The organism is Variovorax paradoxus (assembly GCF_030815855.1).
In the GTDB taxonomy this organism is placed as follows: Bacteria; Pseudomonadota; Gammaproteobacteria; order Burkholderiales; family Burkholderiaceae_C; genus Variovorax; species Variovorax paradoxus_M.
This window is the reverse complement of record NZ_JAUSXG010000001.1, coordinates 1,674,191-1,690,245: the sequence shown is the minus strand read 5'-3', so window position 1 is coordinate 1,690,245 and position 16,055 is coordinate 1,674,191. Positions and strand designations below refer to the sequence as shown.

Below are 16,055 nucleotides of genomic sequence, written 5' to 3'. Positions count from 1 at the left end.
CGTATGCCTACCCAGAAACCAGCTGCATCACGAGACGAGGCGGTAGCTCCCGCTGCGGCTTGGCCTCCTGCTTCGCGGCAGCGGTATCGGCATGCGGCACCCAGCCGAGCTTCACGACCATATGGCGGCCGGACTGGCTGCATGCCCAGTCGTATTCACCGGCCGCCGCATTCCAGGGCTTTTCGTCGAAACACACGCGGAGGCGGACGCCGGGCAACGCCTTGGCCACGCGGCGCTTCCACTCGCCCATGTCCCAGGTGGCCAAGCCTTCCGCATTGCAGGCAGTACCCGCCGCCGCGCATCCGCTGTGGACCGCGCCGGTGCCGGAATCCTCAGTCCAGTCGGCGACGAGGTACGTGTTGCCCGCATCGTGGCGTACCGCAACGCCCGGGTTCATGCGAACCTTTTCGGACAGGTCGCGAACGAGGTTGACTGCCGCGGCGAAGGTGGCGGCTTCCTTGCCCGTACGCACCGCGGCAAGCAGCATGCCGATGGAACCGAGCAGGCCGATGCTCAGCACCACGATGGAAACCAGCACCTCCACGAGCGAGAAGCCCGCGGCGGCCTGCCTGGATGTCGCCATTTCGATGTCCTCCTCCATCCTGCAACTTGGGTTGCTTCTATGTTCCCGCCATCGAAACCGCAGCGTAGGCTCGGCCCTCGCGAGCGGGTTTGCCGTTCATCCGCTTTTGACTGCCGCTCGTATGATCCGGCGGCTCCGGTGTTAAATAATTCTTCTCGCAGCCCATGCCCTCCCCTGAACAAGATGCACAAGACGCGCAGCACATCGCCACCGCATTGCGGCTGGCTTCCGCCGCGCTGTGGCTGACCGATCCCAACCCGCGCGTCGGCTGCGTCCTGAGCGATGCGGTGGGCCGCGTGCTGGGCCAGGGGTACACGCAGCAGGCCGGCGGACCGCATGCCGAAGTGATGGCGCTGCGCGACGCAGCGGCCAAGGGCCATTCGGTGGCGGGCGCCACCGCCTACGTCACGCTCGAGCCCTGTTCGCACCACGGGCGCACTGGCCCCTGTTGCGACGCGCTGATCGCGGCGGGCGTCGGCAGGGTCGTCGCATCGCTCGCCGATCCGAACCCGCTGGTGGCAGGGCAAGGCTTCGCGCGCCTGCGCGCAGCGGGTGTCGAGGTGCAGACCGGCCCGGGCGCGGCCGAGTCGCGCGAACTCAATATCGGTTTCTTCAGCCGCATGGTCCGCAAGCTGCCCTGGGTGCGCCTGAAGGTAGCGGCCTCGCTCGACGGCAAGACCGGCCTTGCCAACGGCGTGAGCCAATGGATCACCTCCGAGGCCGCGCGCGCCGACGGCCACGCGTGGCGGGCCCGGGCCAGTGCGGTGCTGACGGGCGTCGGCACCGTGCTCGAGGACAACCCCCGGCTCGACGTGCGGCTGGTCGAGACGCCGCGCCAGCCGCATCTGGTGATCGTCGACAGTCACCTGCAGACGCCGCCCGATGCTCATGTTTTCATAGCAGGCCGTCCGGTATGGATCTACGCCGCCTCGCGCGACGCGGCCAGGGCCGCCGCGCTGGAAGCCAGCGGCGCCACGGTCACCTGCCTGCCTAATGCAAGCGGCAAGGTCGACCTGGCGGCGATGCTGCAAGACCTGGCGGCGCGCGGCGTCAACGAACTCCACGTCGAAGCCGGCCACAAGCTCAACGGCTCGCTGATCCGCGAAGGCTGCGTCGACGAGCTGCTGGTGTATCTGGCGCCCAAGCTGATCGGCAGCGGCCTCGACATGGCGAGCCACCTGCATGCCGGCGGGCCGCTCACCTCGCTGGCGGGGGCGCTGGCGCTCGAATTCAAGTCCGTGCAGATGCTCGGACCGGATCTGCGGATCGTGTCTCGGGTGCGCGGCCGCGACAGCTTTTAGCGGCCCGTCTCAGGCAAGCGGAGGCGGATTGCACGGCCAAAGCGCCGCGGAAAGGCCGAGGCCCCCCGCATCTGCGAAAATGTACGAATGTTCACCGGAATCATTACCGGCGTGGGGCGCATCGCCGCCATCCACGACCTCGGCCCCTCCTCCTCCTCCTACGGCAAAAGACTCGGCATTTCGGTGCCCGACGGGTATCTCGACGATGTAGGCCTCGGCGACAGCATTGCGCTCAACGGCGCCTGCATGACCGTGACCACGCTCGATCCGGCACAGCAACTGTTCACCATCGACATTTCGGCCGAATCGCTCGACAAGACCGCGGGCCTCATCGAAGAAGGTGCCCGCATCAACCTCGAGAAGGCACTGCGCGCCAGCGACCGGCTCGGCGGCCATATCGTTTCGGGCCATGTGGACGGCATCGGCACCGTGAGCCATTTCGCGCCCGTGGGCGAAAGCTGGGAACTGCGCGTGGTGGCGCCGCCTGCGTTGGCGCGCTTCCTGGCCTACAAGGGCTCCATCACGGTCAACGGGGTCAGCCTCACGGTCAACACCGTGGCCGACAATGCCGACGGCAGCGAGATCAGCATCAACCTGATTCCGCACACCGTCGACAACACCTCCCTGGGCGGCCTGACGGCAGGCTCCAAGGTCAATCTCGAAATAGATACCGTGGCGCGCTACGTGGAGCGCATGCTTCAGGCCGGCGTTCTTGCGCCCTCGGCCGTCGGCTCCACGCAATCAACGTATTCCAAGGACACTGCCGAATGAACGCTTCCGTCACGCCCATCGGCGCTTCCCGCGGCACGCGGGCACCCGCGCCGATTTCCCCGGTCGAGGAGATCGTGGCCGAGCTCGCCGCCGGCCGCATGGTGATCCTGGTCGACGAGGAAGACCGCGAGAACGAAGGCGACATCGTCATTGCAGCCGACCACATCACGCCCGAGGCCATCAACTTCATGGCGCGCCACGCACGCGGGCTGATCTGCCTCACGCTCTCGCGCGAAATGTGCGAGCGGCTGCAGCTGCCGCCCATGGTTTCGCGCAACGGCGCCAAGCATTCGACGGCCTTCACCGTGTCGATCGAGGCGGCCGAAGGCGTGACCACCGGCATCTCGGCCGCCGACCGCGCGCGCACGGTGCAGGCGGCGGTGGCGCGCAACGCCGTCGCGAGCGACCTCGTGCAGCCCGGCCACATCTTTCCGTTGCAGGCGGTGGACGGCGGCGTGCTGATGCGCGCGGGCCATACCGAAGCCGGTTGCGATCTCGCCGCGATGGCCGGCTGCTCGCCCGCCTCGGTGATCTGCGAAGTGATGAACGAAGACGGCACCATGGCGCGCCTGCCCGACCTGCAGATCTTCGCGGCCGAGCATGGGCTCAAGATCGGCACCATCGCCGCGCTCATCGAGCACCGCAGCCGCGTCGAATCGCTGGTCGAGAAAGTCGGCTGCCGCGAAATCCAGACCGCCTGGGGCACGTTCACCGCCCATGCCTTCACCGACAAGCCCAGCCGCGGCGTGCACCTTGCGCTGGTGCGCGGCAAGTGGGCGCCCGAAGACACGGTGTCCGTGCGCGTGCACGAGCCACTTTCAGTGCTCGATGCGCTCGAAATCAACCGCTCGCTGCACTCGTGGAGCCTTGACGCCAGCCTCTCGCACATCGCGACCGAAGGCAAGGGCGTGGCTGTGCTGCTGAACTGCGGCGAAACGGCCGGTGAACTGCTCGCCCAATTCGACGGCACCGCGCGCCCCGCGCAAGCCCCCGAGCGCGGCCGCATGGACCTGCGCAGCTATGGCATCGGCGCGCAAATTTTGCGCGAATGCGGCGTGCACAAGATGAACCTGCTCGGCACGCCCCGCCGCATGCCGAGCATGGCCGCGGGCTACGGCCTCGAAATTGCCGGCTACCTCACGAAAGACTGACACGACATGCAAGGTTCAAACAAGGGCGAGAGAACGCTCAACGGCAAGGGCCTCCGCATCGGCATCGTGCAGGCGCGCTTCAACGCCGACGTCACCGATGCGCTCGCCGCTGCCTGCCTCGCGGAGCTCGAGACGCTGGGCGTGGCCGCGGAGGACATTCACCATGTAGAGGTTCCCGGCGCGCTCGAAGTGCCCGTAGCCTTGCAGGCGATGGCCGTGCGCGGCGGCTACCACGCACTCGTGGCGCTGGGCTGCATCATCCGCGGCGAGACCTACCATTTCGAACTGGTGGCCAACGAATCCGGTGCAAGCGTGAGCCGCATTGCGCTCGACCATCGCCTTCCCATCGCCAACGCGATTCTCACGACCGAAAACCTCGAGCAAGCTGTTGCCCGGCAGACCGACAAGGGCCGCGATGCAGCCCAGGTGGCTGTCGAAATGGCGCAATTGCTGGCCTCCCTGAAATGACCGAAGACAACAACAACAAAGCAGCCGGTGCCAAGCCGCGCCCGGAGCGCCAGGTGCGCACCGGCCTCACCAGCACCGGTGCACGCAAGGCTTCGGCCAAGTCGAACCGCAGCCGCGCGCGCGAGTTCGCGCTGCAGGCGCTCTACCAGCACCTGGTGGGCCGCAACGACCCGACCGACATCGATCACTTCACGCGCGACCTCGCGGGCTTTCACAAAGCCGACGCCGCGCACTACGACGCGCTGCTGCACGGCGCCATCGAAGGCGCCGAGCAGCTCGACGCACTGATCCGGCCGCTGCTGGACCGCAAGTTCGAGGAGATATCGCCCATCGAACACGCCGTGATGTGGATCGGCGTGTACGAGTTCCAGCATTGCCTCGACGTGCCGTGGCGCGTGGTGCTCAACGAATGCATCGAGCTTGCCAAGGAATTCGGCGGCACCGACGGCCACAAGTACGTGAACGCCGTGCTCAACGGCCTGGCGCCGCAATTGCGCGCCGCCGAAGTGGAGGCCGACCGCAGTTCCGGCAAGGCCAGACCGTGAGGAGCGCCGCCCGGCCGCCCGAAAGCGCGCAGCGCCGTAGCTTGGGGGTGCAATGAGAATTTCGGCGCGCGCGCAGCGCATCGAACCGTTCTATGTGATGGAGGTTGCCAAGGCCGCCGGCGTGTTGGCGCGCGAGGTGGCGCATACCGACCGGCCGATGATCTTCCTGAACATCGGCGAGCCCGATTTCACCGCACCGCCGCTGGTGCAGGAAGCTGCGGCCCGCGCGGTGCGCGCCGGTGCCACGCAGTACACCCAGGCCACCGGGCTCGACCATTTGCGTGAGCGCATCAGCGGCTGGTACAAGAGCCGCTTCAATGTCGGCGTGCCGGCCCGCCGCATCGTGGTGACGGCCGGTGCCTCGGCCGCGCTGCAGCTGGCGTGCCTGGCGTTGATCGAGTCCGGCGACGAGATCCTGCTGCCCGACCCGAGCTATCCCTGCAACCGCCATTTCGTGAGCGCAGCGGACGGCACGGCCGTGCTGATTCCCACCACGGCCGAAGAGCGTTTCCAGCTCACCGCCGCCAAGGTGGAAGCCGCGTGGACCGACAAGACGCGCGGCGTGCTGCTCGCCTCGCCTTCCAACCCCACGGGCACCTCGATTGCGCCCGACGAGCTGCGACGCATCCACAACGTGGTGTCGCAGCGCGGCGGCATCACGCTGATCGACGAGATCTATCTCGGACTTTCCCACGACGACGCTTTCGGGCAAACGGCGCTTGCCATCGACGACAACGTCATCAGCATCAACAGCTTCAGCAAGTACTTCAACATGACCGGCTGGCGGCTCGGCTGGCTGGTGGTGCCCGAAGCGCTGGTGCCTGTGGTCGAGCGGCTCGCGCAGAACCTTTTCATCTGCCCGAGCACCGTGTCGCAGTACGCGGCACTGGCCTGCTTCGAAGACCCGAGCATTGCTGAATACGAGCGCCGCCGCGCCGAGTTCAAGGCGCGCCGCGACTGGTTCATTCCGCAGCTCAACGCACTCGGCCTCAACGTGCCCGTGGTGCCCGACGGCGCCTTCTACGCCTGGGCCGACTGCACCGGCGTGGCGGAGAAACTCGGCATCTCCGGCAGTTGGGATTTCGCCTTCGAAACCATGAAGCGCGCCCATGTCGCCGTCACGCCCGGCCGCGACTTCGGCACCGCCGAAACCGGCAAGTTCGTGCGCTTTTCCACCGCCAGTTCGATGGCGCATCTCGAGGAATCCATCGAACGCCTGCGGGCCATGATCGCGAACCCGGCCCGATGAGCTACGCGTTTCCGATCCGCGTGTATTGGGAAGACACCGACGCCGGCGGCATCGTGTTCTACGCCAACTACCTCAAGTTCATGGAACGCGGCCGCACCGAATGGCTGCGCTCGCTGGGCGTGGAGCAGCGAAAGCTGCGCGAGGAAACCGGCGGCCAGTTCGTGGTGAGCGAAACGCAGCTCAAATACCATCGCCCCTCCCGCCTCGACGACGAACTGCTGGTTACAGCCGACCTCCGGCAACTGGGCACGGCGTCGTTGATAATCGGACAGCGGGTGCTATCAAAAACAGAGCAAGAGCGAGCGGGCGCCGCGGCACCCGTCCTTCTGTGCGAAGGCACCATCCGCATCGGCTGGGTGGATGCCACCACATTGCGCCCCGCGCGCATTCCGACCCAAGTTTCGGGAACCCTCGAGCGCTCCGGCGGCTCCATGACTCAACCTTTCAAGCCATGAACCAAGACCTCTCGATCATCAATCTCCTCCTCCACGCGAGTTTCGTGGTTCAACTGGTCGTGCTGCTGCTCGTGATCGTTTCGATTGCCAGTTGGGCCGCGATCATCCGCAAGTACTTTGCACTGCGCCGCATGCGCGCCTTGAACGACGACTTCGAGCGCGAGTTCTGGTCGGGCACCAGCCTCAACGAGCTGTTTGCCTCGGCCGCGCAGAACGCCAAGTTCGCGGGCCCGATGGAGCGCATCTTCGCTTCCGGCATGCGCGAGTACCAGAAGCTGCGCGAGCGCCACGTGAGCGACGCCAGCACGCTGCTCGACGGCGCCCGCCGCGCCATGCGCGCGAGCTTCCAGCGCGAACTCGATGCGGCCGAACAGAACCTGTCGTTCCTTGCCACCGTCGGTTCGGTGTCGCCGTACGTCGGCCTCTTCGGCACGGTCTGGGGGATCATGCATGCCTTCACCGGCCTGGCCGCGCTCGCGCAAGTGACGCTGGCCACCGTGGCGCCCGGCATTGCCGAAGCACTGGTGGCCACGGCCATCGGCCTGTTCGCCGCCATTCCGGCGGTGGTGGGCTACAACCGCTTCGCGCGCGAGATCGACAAGATCGCCATCGCCCTCGAAACCTACATCGAGGAGTTCTCCAACATCCTGCAGCGCAACCTTTCGGCCAACCCGGCCGCGGTGGCATCGGCAGTTTCGGCGGCTCCGGCCAACCGCTGATCGGAGTCCCAGCGCATGCCCGCCGTTTCATCCCGGGGCCGAGGCCGCCGCACGATCAACGAGATCAACATGGTCCCGTTCATCGACGTGATGCTGGTGCTGCTGATCATCTTCATGGTCACCGCGCCGCTGATCACGCCGAGCGTGATCAACCTGCCTACGGTCGACCGTGCCAACAAGCAGCCCGACAAGCCCATCGAGATCGTCATCAAGAGCGAAGACGAAGTGCAGATCAAGAAGGACCCGACCACCGGCAGCGGCGGCGTGTCGATCCCCATGACCCAGATCGGCTCCGCGGCCAAGACCGCCCAGGGCGGCGACGACCAGCGCCCCGTGGTCATCAGCGCCGACAAATCCGTCAAGTACGAAACCGTGGTGAAGGCGATGAACCAGCTCAAGCGCAGCGGCATCGAGCGCGTGGGCTTGTCCGTCACCACCACGGGCGGCAAATAAGGCATGTCGCTCGCCCTGGATCGCCCCGAGTTCGCACCACCGCCGCAGCGCGGCACGCCGCGCGCGGTGCTGCTCGCACTCGTTGCGCACGCGCTGCTGATCGCGGCGCTGACGTGGGGAGTGCGCTGGCGCAGCGACGCCGACGAAGGCGCCGTCGATGCGGAGCTGTGGTCTTCCACGGTGCAGCAGGCCGCGCCGCGCCTCTCCGCACCGCAGGCCCCGGCGCCCGCTCCCGCACCTCCGCCGCCGGCTCCCCCGCCGCCACCGCCGCCGCCGCAGGCGAGAGCCCCCGAGCCGGCACCGCCGCCGCGCGCACCGGACATCGCGCTCGAGCGCGAGAAAAAACTCAAGGAAGAAAAAGAGCAGAAAGAGCGCGAGCTCGAGCGCCAGCAACAGCAGCGCAAGAAAGAACTCGAAGCCAAGCAGCGCGCCGAAGACGAAGCCGAGCGCAAGAAGGCCCAGCAGCAAAAGCTCGCCGAAACGAAGAAGCAGCAGGAAGCCGAGGCCAAGCAGGCAGAGGCGAAAAAGGCCGAAGCGGCCGCCAAGCAGGCCGCCGCCGACCGCGCCGCAACGCTCAAGCGCATGCAGGGCCTGGCGGGCGCGAGCGGCAGCGACGATTCCAAGGGCACGGCCCTGCGTTCGTCAGGCCCGTCGAGCGGCTATGCGGGACGTATCGCCGCGGCAGTGCGGCCGAACATCACCTTCCCCGATGCCGAGACGGTCAACGGCAATCCGGCGGCCGAGTTCGAAGTGAGCCTGGCGCCGGACGGCACTATCGTCGGCGTCAAGCTGAGCAAATCGAGCGGGCTGCCAAGCTGGGACGAAGCCGCCGAACGCGGCCTGCGCAAGACAGACAAGCTGCCGCGCGACACCGACGGGCGCATCTTCCCGTCGCTGATCGTGTCGCTGCGGCCCAAGCGCTAGGAACGCCGCCGTCTTCGGGCCGTGTCCCGAAGACGAGGCGCACGGGATGCGTGAGATGCCTCACTCACTCATTCACCCCCTCATTCGTAGACGACCGAAGCTTTGCCTGCTTCGGCCTGCGCCGTCCAGCTCGCGAGCGCGGCATCGGTCGGGAAGAACTTGGCGCGCTCGCCCAGTTGCAGTTCGACCTGCGCACCGCCACGCGCCATCGAGAGCCGCACCGGCAGGCCCTGCACCAGGTCGCCGACTTCGGTCTGCTCGGTGCGCGGCGGGAAGTCTTTCACCAACCGCGCAATGTCCGGCGCCTTGCCGTTCACGGCCACGCGCAGGAACTTGCCGAAGCGGCAGCGCGCCGTGGCCAGGTCCCACACCTGCTGCACCTGGAAACGCGCCTCGAAGCCGCCGCGCGCGGGTTGCAGCCGGCCGCTCACGATCACGAGCTCGTCGTCCTTCAGCGTGTTGCGGTTGGCGTTGATCAAGGCCTCGTCGGCCGTGGCGTCGATGGCCTCGGACTTGTCGTCGAGCTTGAAGATCGCGAGCCGCCCGCGCTGGCCGTTGATCACGCGGAAATCGCTCACGATGCCCGCAATCACCTGCTGGTCGCGCGTGTCCATCAAATCGCCGATCTCGCGCTTGCAGAAGCGCCGCACCTCGTGCGAGACCTCGTCGAACAGATGGCCTGAAAGGTAGAAGCCGACGGCCGTCTTTTCGAGCGTCAGGCGCTCCTTCACGCCCCACGGCGTGGCATCGACCAGTTCGGGTTCCTGCGTGGCCGAGCCGTGCTCGCAGTCGCCGAAGATGTCGACCTGCGAGGCATTGGCCGCCGTGGCGTTCGCGAAGTCGAAGGCCCGGTCCACCGACGCGAGCAGCGCGGCGCGGTTCTGCTGGATCGCGTCGAACGCGCCCGCCTTGATAAGCGCTTCGACCGTGCGCTTGTTGATGCGCTGGCGGTCGATGCGCACGCAGAAATCGAACAGGCTCTTGAACGGCCCGCCCTCTTCCCGCGCCCGCACCACGGCCTCGACCGCGAGCTGGCCCGTGCCCTTGACGGCGCCCAGGCCGTAGCGGATCACCCGGTCGGTGACCGGCTCGAAGCGGTAGTTGCCGCGGTTCACGTCCGGCGGCTCGAAGGTGATGCCGAAATTCTTCTGGGCGTCTTCGAACAGCAGCTTGAGCTTGTCCGTGTCGTCCATTTCCACGGTCATGTTGGCGCAGAAGAACTCGGCCGTGTAATGAACCTTGAGCCAGCCCGTGTGGTACGCCAGCAGCGAGTAGGCGGCGGCGTGCGACTTGTTGAAGCCGTAGCCCGCAAACTTCTCCATCAAGTCGAAGATTTCGTCGGCCTTGTCCTGCTCGATGCCGTTCTTGGCCGCGCCCTTGCGGAAGATCTCGCGGTGCTCGGCCATTTCCTCGAGCTTTTTCTTGCCCATGGCGCGGCGCAGCAAGTCGGCGCCGCCGAGCGAGTAGCCGCCCAGGATCTGCGCGGTCTGCATCACCTGCTCCTGGTAGACCATGATCCCGTAGGTTTCCGAGAGCATTTCTTCCACCAGCGGATGCGGGTACTCCACCGGTTCGCGGCCGTGCTTGCGCGCCACGAAGCTCGGAATCAGGTCCATCGGGCCCGGACGGTACAGCGCGTTGAGCGCAATCAGGTCTTCGAGCCGCGTGGGCCGCGCGTCCTTCAGCATGCCCTGCATGCCGCGGCTTTCAAACTGGAACACCGCTTCCGTCTTGCCTTCGGAGAACAGCTTGTAGGTCTCTCGGTCGTCGAGCTTGATGTTCTCGAACGCGAAGTTCTCCTGCCCCTTGTGGCGCTTGACGATGAACTCTTTGGCAATCTCGAGGATGGTGAGCGTGGCCAGGCCCAAGAAGTCGAACTTCACGAGGCCGATGGCTTCGACGTCGTCCTTGTCGTACTGGCTCACGGCCGAGTCGCTGCCGGGCTGCTGATACAGCGGGCAGAAGTCGGTGAGCTTGCCGGGCGCGATGAGCACGCCGCCGGCGTGCATGCCGATGTTCCGCGTCATGCCTTCGAGCTTCTGCGCGAGCTCGACCAGCATGCGCACTTCTTCTTCCTTCTCGATGCGCTGCGCGAGCTGCGGCTCCATCTCGATGGCGTAGTTGTTCTTGTCGCCCTCGATCTTTTTCTCGGGCGGATACTGCAGCGTGACCGACATCCCCGGCTTGTTCGGAATCAGCTTGCTGATGCCGTCGCAGAACATGTAGCTCATGTCCAGCACCCGGCCCACGTCGCGGATGGCGGCGCGCGCGGCCATGGTGCCGAAGGTGGCGATCTGGCTCACGGCGTTGCGGCCGTACTTGTCCTTCACGTAATCGATCACGCGGTCCCGGTTGCCCTGGCAGAAGTCGATGTCGAAGTCGGGCATCGAGACGCGTTCGGGGTTCAGGAAACGTTCAAACAGCAGCTTGTATTCGAGCGGGTCGAGGTCGGTGATCTTCAGCGCGTAGGCCACCAGCGAGCCCGCACCCGAGCCCCGGCCCGGGCCCACCGGGCAGCCGTTTTCCTTGGCCCACTTGATGAAGTCGCCGACGATCAGGAAGTAGCCCGGGAACCCCATCTTCAGGATGGTGTTGATCTCGAATTCCAGCCGTTCGACATAGCGTGGCCGCTCGGCATCGCGCCTGGCCACGTCGGGGTAGAGGTGCGCAAGCCGCGCCTCCAGGCCTTCGAACGATTCCTGCCGGAAGAAGTCGTCGATCGGCATGCGAACGCCTTCGCTGATGAAGGGCGTCGGAAAGTCGGGCAGCTGCGGCTTGCCGAGCACCAGCGTCAGGTTGCAGCGCTTGGCAATCTCGACCGTGTTGGCCAGTGCGCTCGGCACGTCGGCGAACAGCGCCTGCATTTCGGCGCTCGACTTGAAATACTGCTCCTCGGTGAACTTGCGCACGCGGCGCGGGTTGCCCAGGATTTCACCCTCGGAGATGCAGACGCGCGCCTCGTGCGCCTCGTAGTCCTGGCGCTCGGCGAACTGCACCGGGTGCGTGGCCACCACCGGCAAGCGCAGCCGCGCCGCGAGCTTCACGGCGGCGATCACATGCGGCTCGTCTTCCGGGCGGCCGGCGCGCTGCAGTTCGATGTAGAAGCGGTGCGGGAACATGCCCGCGAGTTGCAGCGCCAGCTCGGCGGCGCGTTCTTCCTGCCCCTGCAGCAGCGGCGCGCCCAGCGGCCCCGCCTGCGCGCCCGACAGGGCAATCAGCCCGCCCTGCAGTTCCTCGAGCCATTCGAGCTTGCAGGCCGCTTGCGACTGGCCCCGGCCCACGTTCTGCGTCCAGGCCCGCGCCAGCAGCTCGGACAGGTGCAGATAGCCTTCCGTGTTCTGCACCAGCAGCACGATGCGGGTGAGCACGCCGGGCTCCTTGCCCAGCCCCTCGATGAAGATTTCGGCGCCGATGATGGGCTTGACGCCCTTGCTTCGCCCCTGCTTGTAGAACTTGACGGCCCCGAACAGGTTGTTCAGGTCGGTGATGGCCAGCGCGGGCTGCTGGTCGGCAGCGGCGGCCTTGACGACTTCGTCGATTCGGTTGGTACCGTCGACGACGGAAAACTCGGTGTGCAGGCGCAGGTGAACAAACATCCGCCCATTGTAGAAACCGGCACTCCACGATGTGGGTTGGCAATCCCTAAATTGAGCCCCCCGGCTTGCCACTTCGTGTGCTTCGCCACCCCCCGAGGGGGAGGCTCGGTGCCTTGGGGCGGCCCGGCGGCACCTACAATTCCGCCCCGTGCAAGAGATTTTGAATATTGCGGCCTACAAGTTCGTGGCCATCGACGACGCGCCCATGCTGCGGGAAGACCTGCGCGCCCGCGCCCAAGCCCTGGGCCTCATGGGCACCATCCTGCTGGCGCCCGAAGGCATCAACCTGTTCCTCGCGGGCGCGGCCGACGCCATCCACAGCTTCCTGACGAGCCTGCGCGCCGATGCACGCTTCGCCGACCTCGAAACCAAGGAAAGCTGGTCCGCCGCGCAACCGTTCCGCCGCATGCTGGTCAAGCTCAAGCGCGAGATCATCCGCATGGACCACCCCGCGATCCAGCCGTCGGCGGGCCGGGCTCCCGGCGTGGACGCGCCGACGCTCAAGCGCTGGCTCGACCAGGGCCACGACGACGAAGGCCGCGAGATCGCGCTGCTCGACACGCGCAACGACTTCGAGGTCGACGAAGGCACCTTCGACGGCGCAATCGACTGGCGCATCACGAAGTTCACCGAGTTCCCGCCCGCACTGAAAGCGCACCGCGCCGATTTCGCGGGCAAGACGGTAGTGAGCTTCTGCACCGGCGGTATCCGCTGCGAAAAAGCCGCCATCCTGATGCGCGAGGAAGGCATCGAGCACGTGCTGCAGCTCGAAGGCGGCATCCTGAAATATTTCGAAGAAGTCGGCGGTGCGCACTACCACGGCGACTGTTTCGTGTTCGACGGCCGGCGCGCGCTGGCGCCCGACCTGAGCGCACGCGCGGCCGATGCCAGCGCACGCGCTTCCGAAGATCCGGATCTGGAACGAAAGAACTGAAGGCCGCAACGGGGCCTTCTTCGCTGCGGGCTCGTCAGATGGGCGTGCTGCCGACGTCGGGCTCGCGCACGCCGAAGGGCTTGCCCGGCAGCGGAATGAACTCCGTCTCGCCCGGCACATGGCCCATGCGCTGTGCGGCCCAGTCGGAGCCGGCTTCGAGAATGCGCTCGCGCCGGCTCGAAACAAAATTCCAGGTGATGTAGCGCGGCCCGTCGAGCGGCTCGCCGCCGATCACCATCAGGCGCACCGCGGTGGCTGAACTCAGCACCGCGCCTTGGCCGTCCGGCAGAACAACCATGGTGTGCAGTGGAATGGTTTCGCCGTTGATGACGGCATCGGCATCGACGGCATAGACAGCCAGTTCGGGCGCCAGCGCGGGCAGTTCGAAGCGGCCGCCCGCGGGCAGCGCGATGTCCAGGTAGAGCGTCTGCGACAGCGTCTTCACCGGCGAGCGTCGACCGAACGCCTCGCCCACCAGCACACGCACCGCGGCACCCTGCTCCACCAGCTCGGGAATGGCACTCGCCGGCGTGTGCTCGAAACTCGGCTCGGCCTCTTCATGCGCCTGCGGCAATGCGGCCCAGAGCTGCAGGCCGTGGTTCACGTAGGTGTCGGCCTTGAGCCGCTCGGGCTTGCGCTCGGAGTGCACGATGCCACGGCCCGCCGTCATCCAGTTGATGGCGCCGGGCAAGATTTCCTGCACGCTGCCGAGGCTGTCGCGATGCATCATCGCGCCGTCGAAAAGATAGGTGACCGTGGAAAGACCGATGTGCGGATGCGGCCGCACGTCGTGCTCGGCGCCGGGCTGCTCGGTGGCCGGGCCAAAGTGGTCGAAAAAGACAAAAGGCCCGACCGAGCGGCGCTTCGCGGCCGGCAGCAGGCGCCGTACCTTGAAGCCGCCGCCGAGGTCCTTGTCGGCGGGGTGCAGCGATAGAAGGGAGTCCATGCGCCGCATCATGCCTCAGGCCTTGCCGGTCACCCAGCGAGCCGCGGCCTTGGCCACGCGCTCGCCGAAGAGGCGCGCGGTGTCCAGGTCGCCCTGCGGCATTTCCGCCGGCGACGAGTCCGAGGGCGACTGCGCCATGGCGCCGCTGAACGAAGCCACGTAGTTGATGTCGTTGCGCTGCGCGGCCTTGGTGTTGCTCGGCATGATCGCGGTACCGACCCAGACGCCGCCCTGCTGCATTGCCAGCGTGAACAGGTAGTGCAGCGTCGACAGCTTGTCGCCGTTCATCGATGCGCTGTTGGTGAAGCCCGCGAACATCTTGTCCTTCCAGGCCTGCGTGAACCAGGGCTTGGACGACGCGTCCGCGAACTTCTTGAACTGCCAGCTCACGCTGCCCATGTAGGTCGGCGAACCCATGATGATGGCGTCGGCCGCGTTCAACGTCTCCCAGCCTCCGGCCGGAAGGTTGCCGTCCGCGTCGATCTGGACCAGCTCGGCGTTGGCGCCTTCCGCCACGGCCTGGGCCATGCGTTGCGTGTGGCCGTAGCCCGAATGAAAAACGACTGCGATCTTGGACATGAAGTTACTTTGTGTTGGAGTTGAAAAAATCAGGGGAGCAGGCGCAACCGATCAGCGCTTGTCGATGCTGAAGCGGCCGGCGCCGAAGGCCACGAAGGCGAGCAGGCCACCCGAGATGGCGATGTTCTTGAAGAACATCAGCTGGTTCACGAAGGCCTTGTCGGCGGGCATGCTCCAGTAATTGTGGAACAGCACCGAAGCCGCCACGGTGAACACCGCCAGCACGATGGCCGCCAGGCGCGTCTTGAAGCCGACGAGCAGCATCAGGCCCAGGCCCAGCTCCACGATGATCGCGATGACTGCCGCAACCTGCGGCAGCGGCGCGCCGACCGACGAGATGTACCCCACCGTGCCGGCAAAGCCCATGAGCTTGCTGAAGCCCGCGGGCACGAAAAGCAGTGCCAGCAAGATGCGGCCGACGAGGGCCAGCGTGTCCTGCGCGGCGGTGGGGTTGGACGTGGCGCTTGCGTTGATTGCGGTGGTTGTCATGATGAAACTCCTCGGTTGTTGAAAGTTGAAATTCGAGAGAAAAGAAACAGGAGCAAAGAGCGCGCCTGCTCAGGCGGCCAGGTCGAACACCAGCACTTCGGCGTCCTTGCCGGCGCCGAGCGTGAGCTGCGATTCGCCCTGGAGCATCGCGGCGTCGCCGCCCGAGAGCTTCTGGCCGTTGACCTCGAGCTCGCCGCGCACCAAGTGCACATAGCTCTTGCGCTGGGGGTCGAGCGCCAGGCTGGCCTTCTCGTCGCCGTCGAGCAGGCCTGCGAACAGGCGCGCATCGGCATGCACAGTCACCGAGCCGTCGGCGCCGTCGGGCGAGGCCACGAGGCGCAGCTTGCCGCGCTTCTCAGCGTCGCTGAACTTCTTCTGCTCGTAGCCGGGCGCAATGCCGCGCACGTTCGGCTCGATCCAGATCTGCAGAAAATGCGTGGTCTCGTCGGCCTTGTGGTTGAACTCGCTGTGCATCACGCCGCGGCCCGCGCTCATGCGCTGCACGTCGCCCGGCGGAATGGACTCCACGTTGCCCATGCTGTCCTTGTGCGCCAGTTCGCCCGAAAGCACGTAGCTGATGATTTCCATGTCCTTGTGGCCATGGGTACCGAAGCCGGCGCCCGCGGCCACCCGGTCTTCGTTGATCACCCGCAGGTTGCCGAAACCCATGTGGGCCGGGTCGTAGTAGCCGGCAAAAGAAAAGCTGTGAAACGAGCGCAGCCAGCCATGGTCGGCATAGCCGCGTTCCTGAGATTTACGGACTTGCAACATCGTCGAACTCCTTCGGCCCTTTCCCCGATGGGATGCTCGGGCCTTCTTCGTATGCCGCGCCGGATGCGCAGCGGATGTGAAGAACTTTAGGCCCGCACCCCACGGGTAAAAGCGCCCGGTT

General features: G+C 66.3%; 17 protein-coding genes. 11 read left to right on the top strand and 6 right to left on the bottom strand.

Annotated elements, in window-relative coordinates; translation table 11 throughout:
* Window positions 1-7 precede the first annotated feature (7 nt).
* Window positions 8-583 carry a type IV pilus modification protein PilV gene (pilV, locus tag QFZ42_RS07845; protein ID WP_307700430.1) on the bottom strand — a complete coding sequence of 192 codons (576 nt, stop codon included), beginning with the start codon at window positions 581-583 and terminating at the stop codon, window positions 8-10.
* A 164-nt stretch (window positions 584-747) separates the two neighbouring features.
* Here pilV and ribD point away from each other — a divergent pair, with 164 nt between their 5' ends.
* The 10 genes from ribD (at window position 748) to QFZ42_RS07795 (ending at window position 8,619) form a co-directional block, all read left to right on the top strand.
* Window positions 748-1,884, top strand: coding sequence for a bifunctional diaminohydroxyphosphoribosylaminopyrimidine deaminase/5-amino-6-(5-phosphoribosylamino)uracil reductase RibD (gene ribD / locus QFZ42_RS07840; protein WP_307700429.1), 1,137 nt, complete (start codon window positions 748-750; stop codon window positions 1,882-1,884).
* Between the two features lie 87 nt (window positions 1,885-1,971).
* Entirely contained in the window at window positions 1,972-2,655 is a 684-nt protein-coding gene (locus QFZ42_RS07835) for a riboflavin synthase (protein ID WP_307700428.1), read from the top strand.
* A complete protein-coding gene (gene ribBA / locus QFZ42_RS07830) occupies window positions 2,652-3,806 on the top strand; it encodes a bifunctional 3,4-dihydroxy-2-butanone-4-phosphate synthase/GTP cyclohydrolase II (RefSeq protein WP_307700427.1) in 1,155 nt (384 codons plus the stop codon). Before QFZ42_RS07835 ends, ribBA begins: the two co-directional genes overlap by 4 nt.
* A gap of 6 nt (window positions 3,807-3,812) precedes the next feature.
* Entirely contained in the window at window positions 3,813-4,274 is a 462-nt protein-coding gene (gene ribH / locus QFZ42_RS07825) for a 6,7-dimethyl-8-ribityllumazine synthase (RefSeq protein WP_307700426.1), read from the top strand.
* Window positions 4,271-4,819: a transcription antitermination factor NusB gene (gene nusB / locus QFZ42_RS07820; protein ID WP_307700425.1), complete on the top strand. Its 549-nt coding sequence runs from the start codon at window positions 4,271-4,273 to the stop codon at window positions 4,817-4,819. Before ribH ends, nusB begins: the two co-directional genes overlap by 4 nt.
* Before the next feature lie 52 nt (window positions 4,820-4,871).
* Entirely contained in the window at window positions 4,872-6,068 is a 1,197-nt protein-coding gene (locus QFZ42_RS07815) for a pyridoxal phosphate-dependent aminotransferase (protein WP_307700424.1), read from the top strand.
* On the top strand, window positions 6,065-6,523 hold the full coding sequence (locus tag QFZ42_RS07810) for a YbgC/FadM family acyl-CoA thioesterase (RefSeq protein WP_307700423.1): 459 nt from the start codon (window positions 6,065-6,067) through the stop codon (window positions 6,521-6,523). Before QFZ42_RS07815 ends, QFZ42_RS07810 begins: the two co-directional genes overlap by 4 nt.
* Window positions 6,520-7,242 (top strand): protein TolQ, encoded by a 723-nt coding sequence (tolQ, locus tag QFZ42_RS07805; RefSeq protein WP_307700422.1) that lies wholly within the window; start codon window positions 6,520-6,522, stop codon window positions 7,240-7,242. The genes QFZ42_RS07810 and tolQ overlap by 4 nt, the downstream gene beginning before the upstream one ends.
* 15 nt (window positions 7,243-7,257) lie before the next feature.
* Window positions 7,258-7,695, top strand: coding sequence for an ExbD/TolR family protein (locus QFZ42_RS07800; RefSeq protein WP_307700421.1), 438 nt, complete (start codon window positions 7,258-7,260; stop codon window positions 7,693-7,695).
* A gap of 3 nt (window positions 7,696-7,698) precedes the next feature.
* Entirely contained in the window at window positions 7,699-8,619 is a 921-nt protein-coding gene (locus QFZ42_RS07795) for a cell envelope integrity protein TolA (RefSeq protein WP_307700420.1), read from the top strand.
* Window positions 8,620-8,699: 80 nt separating this feature from the next.
* Here QFZ42_RS07795 and dnaE read toward each other — a convergent pair whose 3' ends face one another.
* Window positions 8,700-12,215: a DNA polymerase III subunit alpha gene (gene dnaE, locus QFZ42_RS07790; RefSeq protein WP_307700419.1), complete on the bottom strand. Its 3,516-nt coding sequence runs from the start codon at window positions 12,213-12,215 to the stop codon at window positions 8,700-8,702.
* Window positions 12,216-12,363: 148 nt separating this feature from the next.
* Between dnaE and QFZ42_RS07785 the strand changes: the two genes are divergently transcribed.
* Window positions 12,364-13,149 carry a sulfurtransferase gene (locus tag QFZ42_RS07785; protein WP_307700418.1) on the top strand — a complete coding sequence of 262 codons (786 nt, stop codon included), beginning with the start codon at window positions 12,364-12,366 and terminating at the stop codon, window positions 13,147-13,149.
* Window positions 13,150-13,183: 34 nt separating this feature from the next.
* On the opposite strand, the gene QFZ42_RS07780 is transcribed toward QFZ42_RS07785, so the two are convergent.
* The 4 genes from QFZ42_RS07780 to QFZ42_RS07765 form a co-directional block, all read right to left on the bottom strand.
* Window positions 13,184-14,095 (bottom strand): pirin family protein, encoded by a 912-nt coding sequence (locus QFZ42_RS07780; protein WP_307700417.1) that lies wholly within the window; start codon window positions 14,093-14,095, stop codon window positions 13,184-13,186.
* Between the two features lie 15 nt (window positions 14,096-14,110).
* Complete coding sequence (locus QFZ42_RS07775) at window positions 14,111-14,674, bottom strand: flavodoxin family protein (protein WP_307700416.1); 564 nt, start codon at window positions 14,672-14,674, stop codon at window positions 14,111-14,113.
* Window positions 14,675-14,725: 51 nt separating this feature from the next.
* Window positions 14,726-15,163, bottom strand: coding sequence for a DoxX family protein (locus QFZ42_RS07770; protein WP_307700415.1), 438 nt, complete (start codon window positions 15,161-15,163; stop codon window positions 14,726-14,728).
* A 69-nt stretch (window positions 15,164-15,232) separates the two neighbouring features.
* A complete protein-coding gene (locus tag QFZ42_RS07765) occupies window positions 15,233-15,934 on the bottom strand; it encodes a pirin family protein (RefSeq protein ID WP_307700414.1) in 702 nt (233 codons plus the stop codon).
* Between the last annotated feature and the right edge of the window lie 121 nt (window positions 15,935-16,055).

What these genes read in the sequence shown, in the direction of transcription:
- pilV (WP_307700430.1), bottom strand. Translation starts at nt 583, where the DNA reads ATGGCGACATCCAGGCAGGCCGCCGCGGGCTTCTCGCTCGTGGAGGTG.
- ribD (WP_307700429.1), top strand. Translation starts at nt 748, where the DNA reads ATGCCCTCCCCTGAACAAGATGCACAAGACGCGCAGCACATCGCCACC.
- QFZ42_RS07835 (WP_307700428.1), top strand. Translation starts at nt 1,972, where the DNA reads ATGTTCACCGGAATCATTACCGGCGTGGGGCGCATCGCCGCCATCCAC.
- ribBA (WP_307700427.1), top strand. Translation starts at nt 2,652, where the DNA reads ATGAACGCTTCCGTCACGCCCATCGGCGCTTCCCGCGGCACGCGGGCA.
- ribH (WP_307700426.1), top strand. Translation starts at nt 3,813, where the DNA reads ATGCAAGGTTCAAACAAGGGCGAGAGAACGCTCAACGGCAAGGGCCTC.
- nusB (WP_307700425.1), top strand. Translation starts at nt 4,271, where the DNA reads ATGACCGAAGACAACAACAACAAAGCAGCCGGTGCCAAGCCGCGCCCG.
- QFZ42_RS07815 (WP_307700424.1), top strand. Translation starts at nt 4,872, where the DNA reads ATGAGAATTTCGGCGCGCGCGCAGCGCATCGAACCGTTCTATGTGATG.
- QFZ42_RS07810 (WP_307700423.1), top strand. Translation starts at nt 6,065, where the DNA reads ATGAGCTACGCGTTTCCGATCCGCGTGTATTGGGAAGACACCGACGCC.
- tolQ (WP_307700422.1), top strand. Translation starts at nt 6,520, where the DNA reads ATGAACCAAGACCTCTCGATCATCAATCTCCTCCTCCACGCGAGTTTC.
- QFZ42_RS07800 (WP_307700421.1), top strand. Translation starts at nt 7,258, where the DNA reads ATGCCCGCCGTTTCATCCCGGGGCCGAGGCCGCCGCACGATCAACGAG.
- QFZ42_RS07795 (WP_307700420.1), top strand. Translation starts at nt 7,699, where the DNA reads ATGTCGCTCGCCCTGGATCGCCCCGAGTTCGCACCACCGCCGCAGCGC.
- dnaE (WP_307700419.1), bottom strand. Translation starts at nt 12,215, where the DNA reads ATGTTTGTTCACCTGCGCCTGCACACCGAGTTTTCCGTCGTCGACGGT.
- QFZ42_RS07780 (WP_307700417.1), bottom strand. Translation starts at nt 14,095, where the DNA reads ATGGACTCCCTTCTATCGCTGCACCCCGCCGACAAGGACCTCGGCGGC.
- QFZ42_RS07775 (WP_307700416.1), bottom strand. Translation starts at nt 14,674, where the DNA reads ATGTCCAAGATCGCAGTCGTTTTTCATTCGGGCTACGGCCACACGCAA.
- QFZ42_RS07770 (WP_307700415.1), bottom strand. Translation starts at nt 15,163, where the DNA reads ATGACAACCACCGCAATCAACGCAAGCGCCACGTCCAACCCCACCGCC.
- QFZ42_RS07765 (WP_307700414.1), bottom strand. Translation starts at nt 15,934, where the DNA reads ATGTTGCAAGTCCGTAAATCTCAGGAACGCGGCTATGCCGACCATGGC.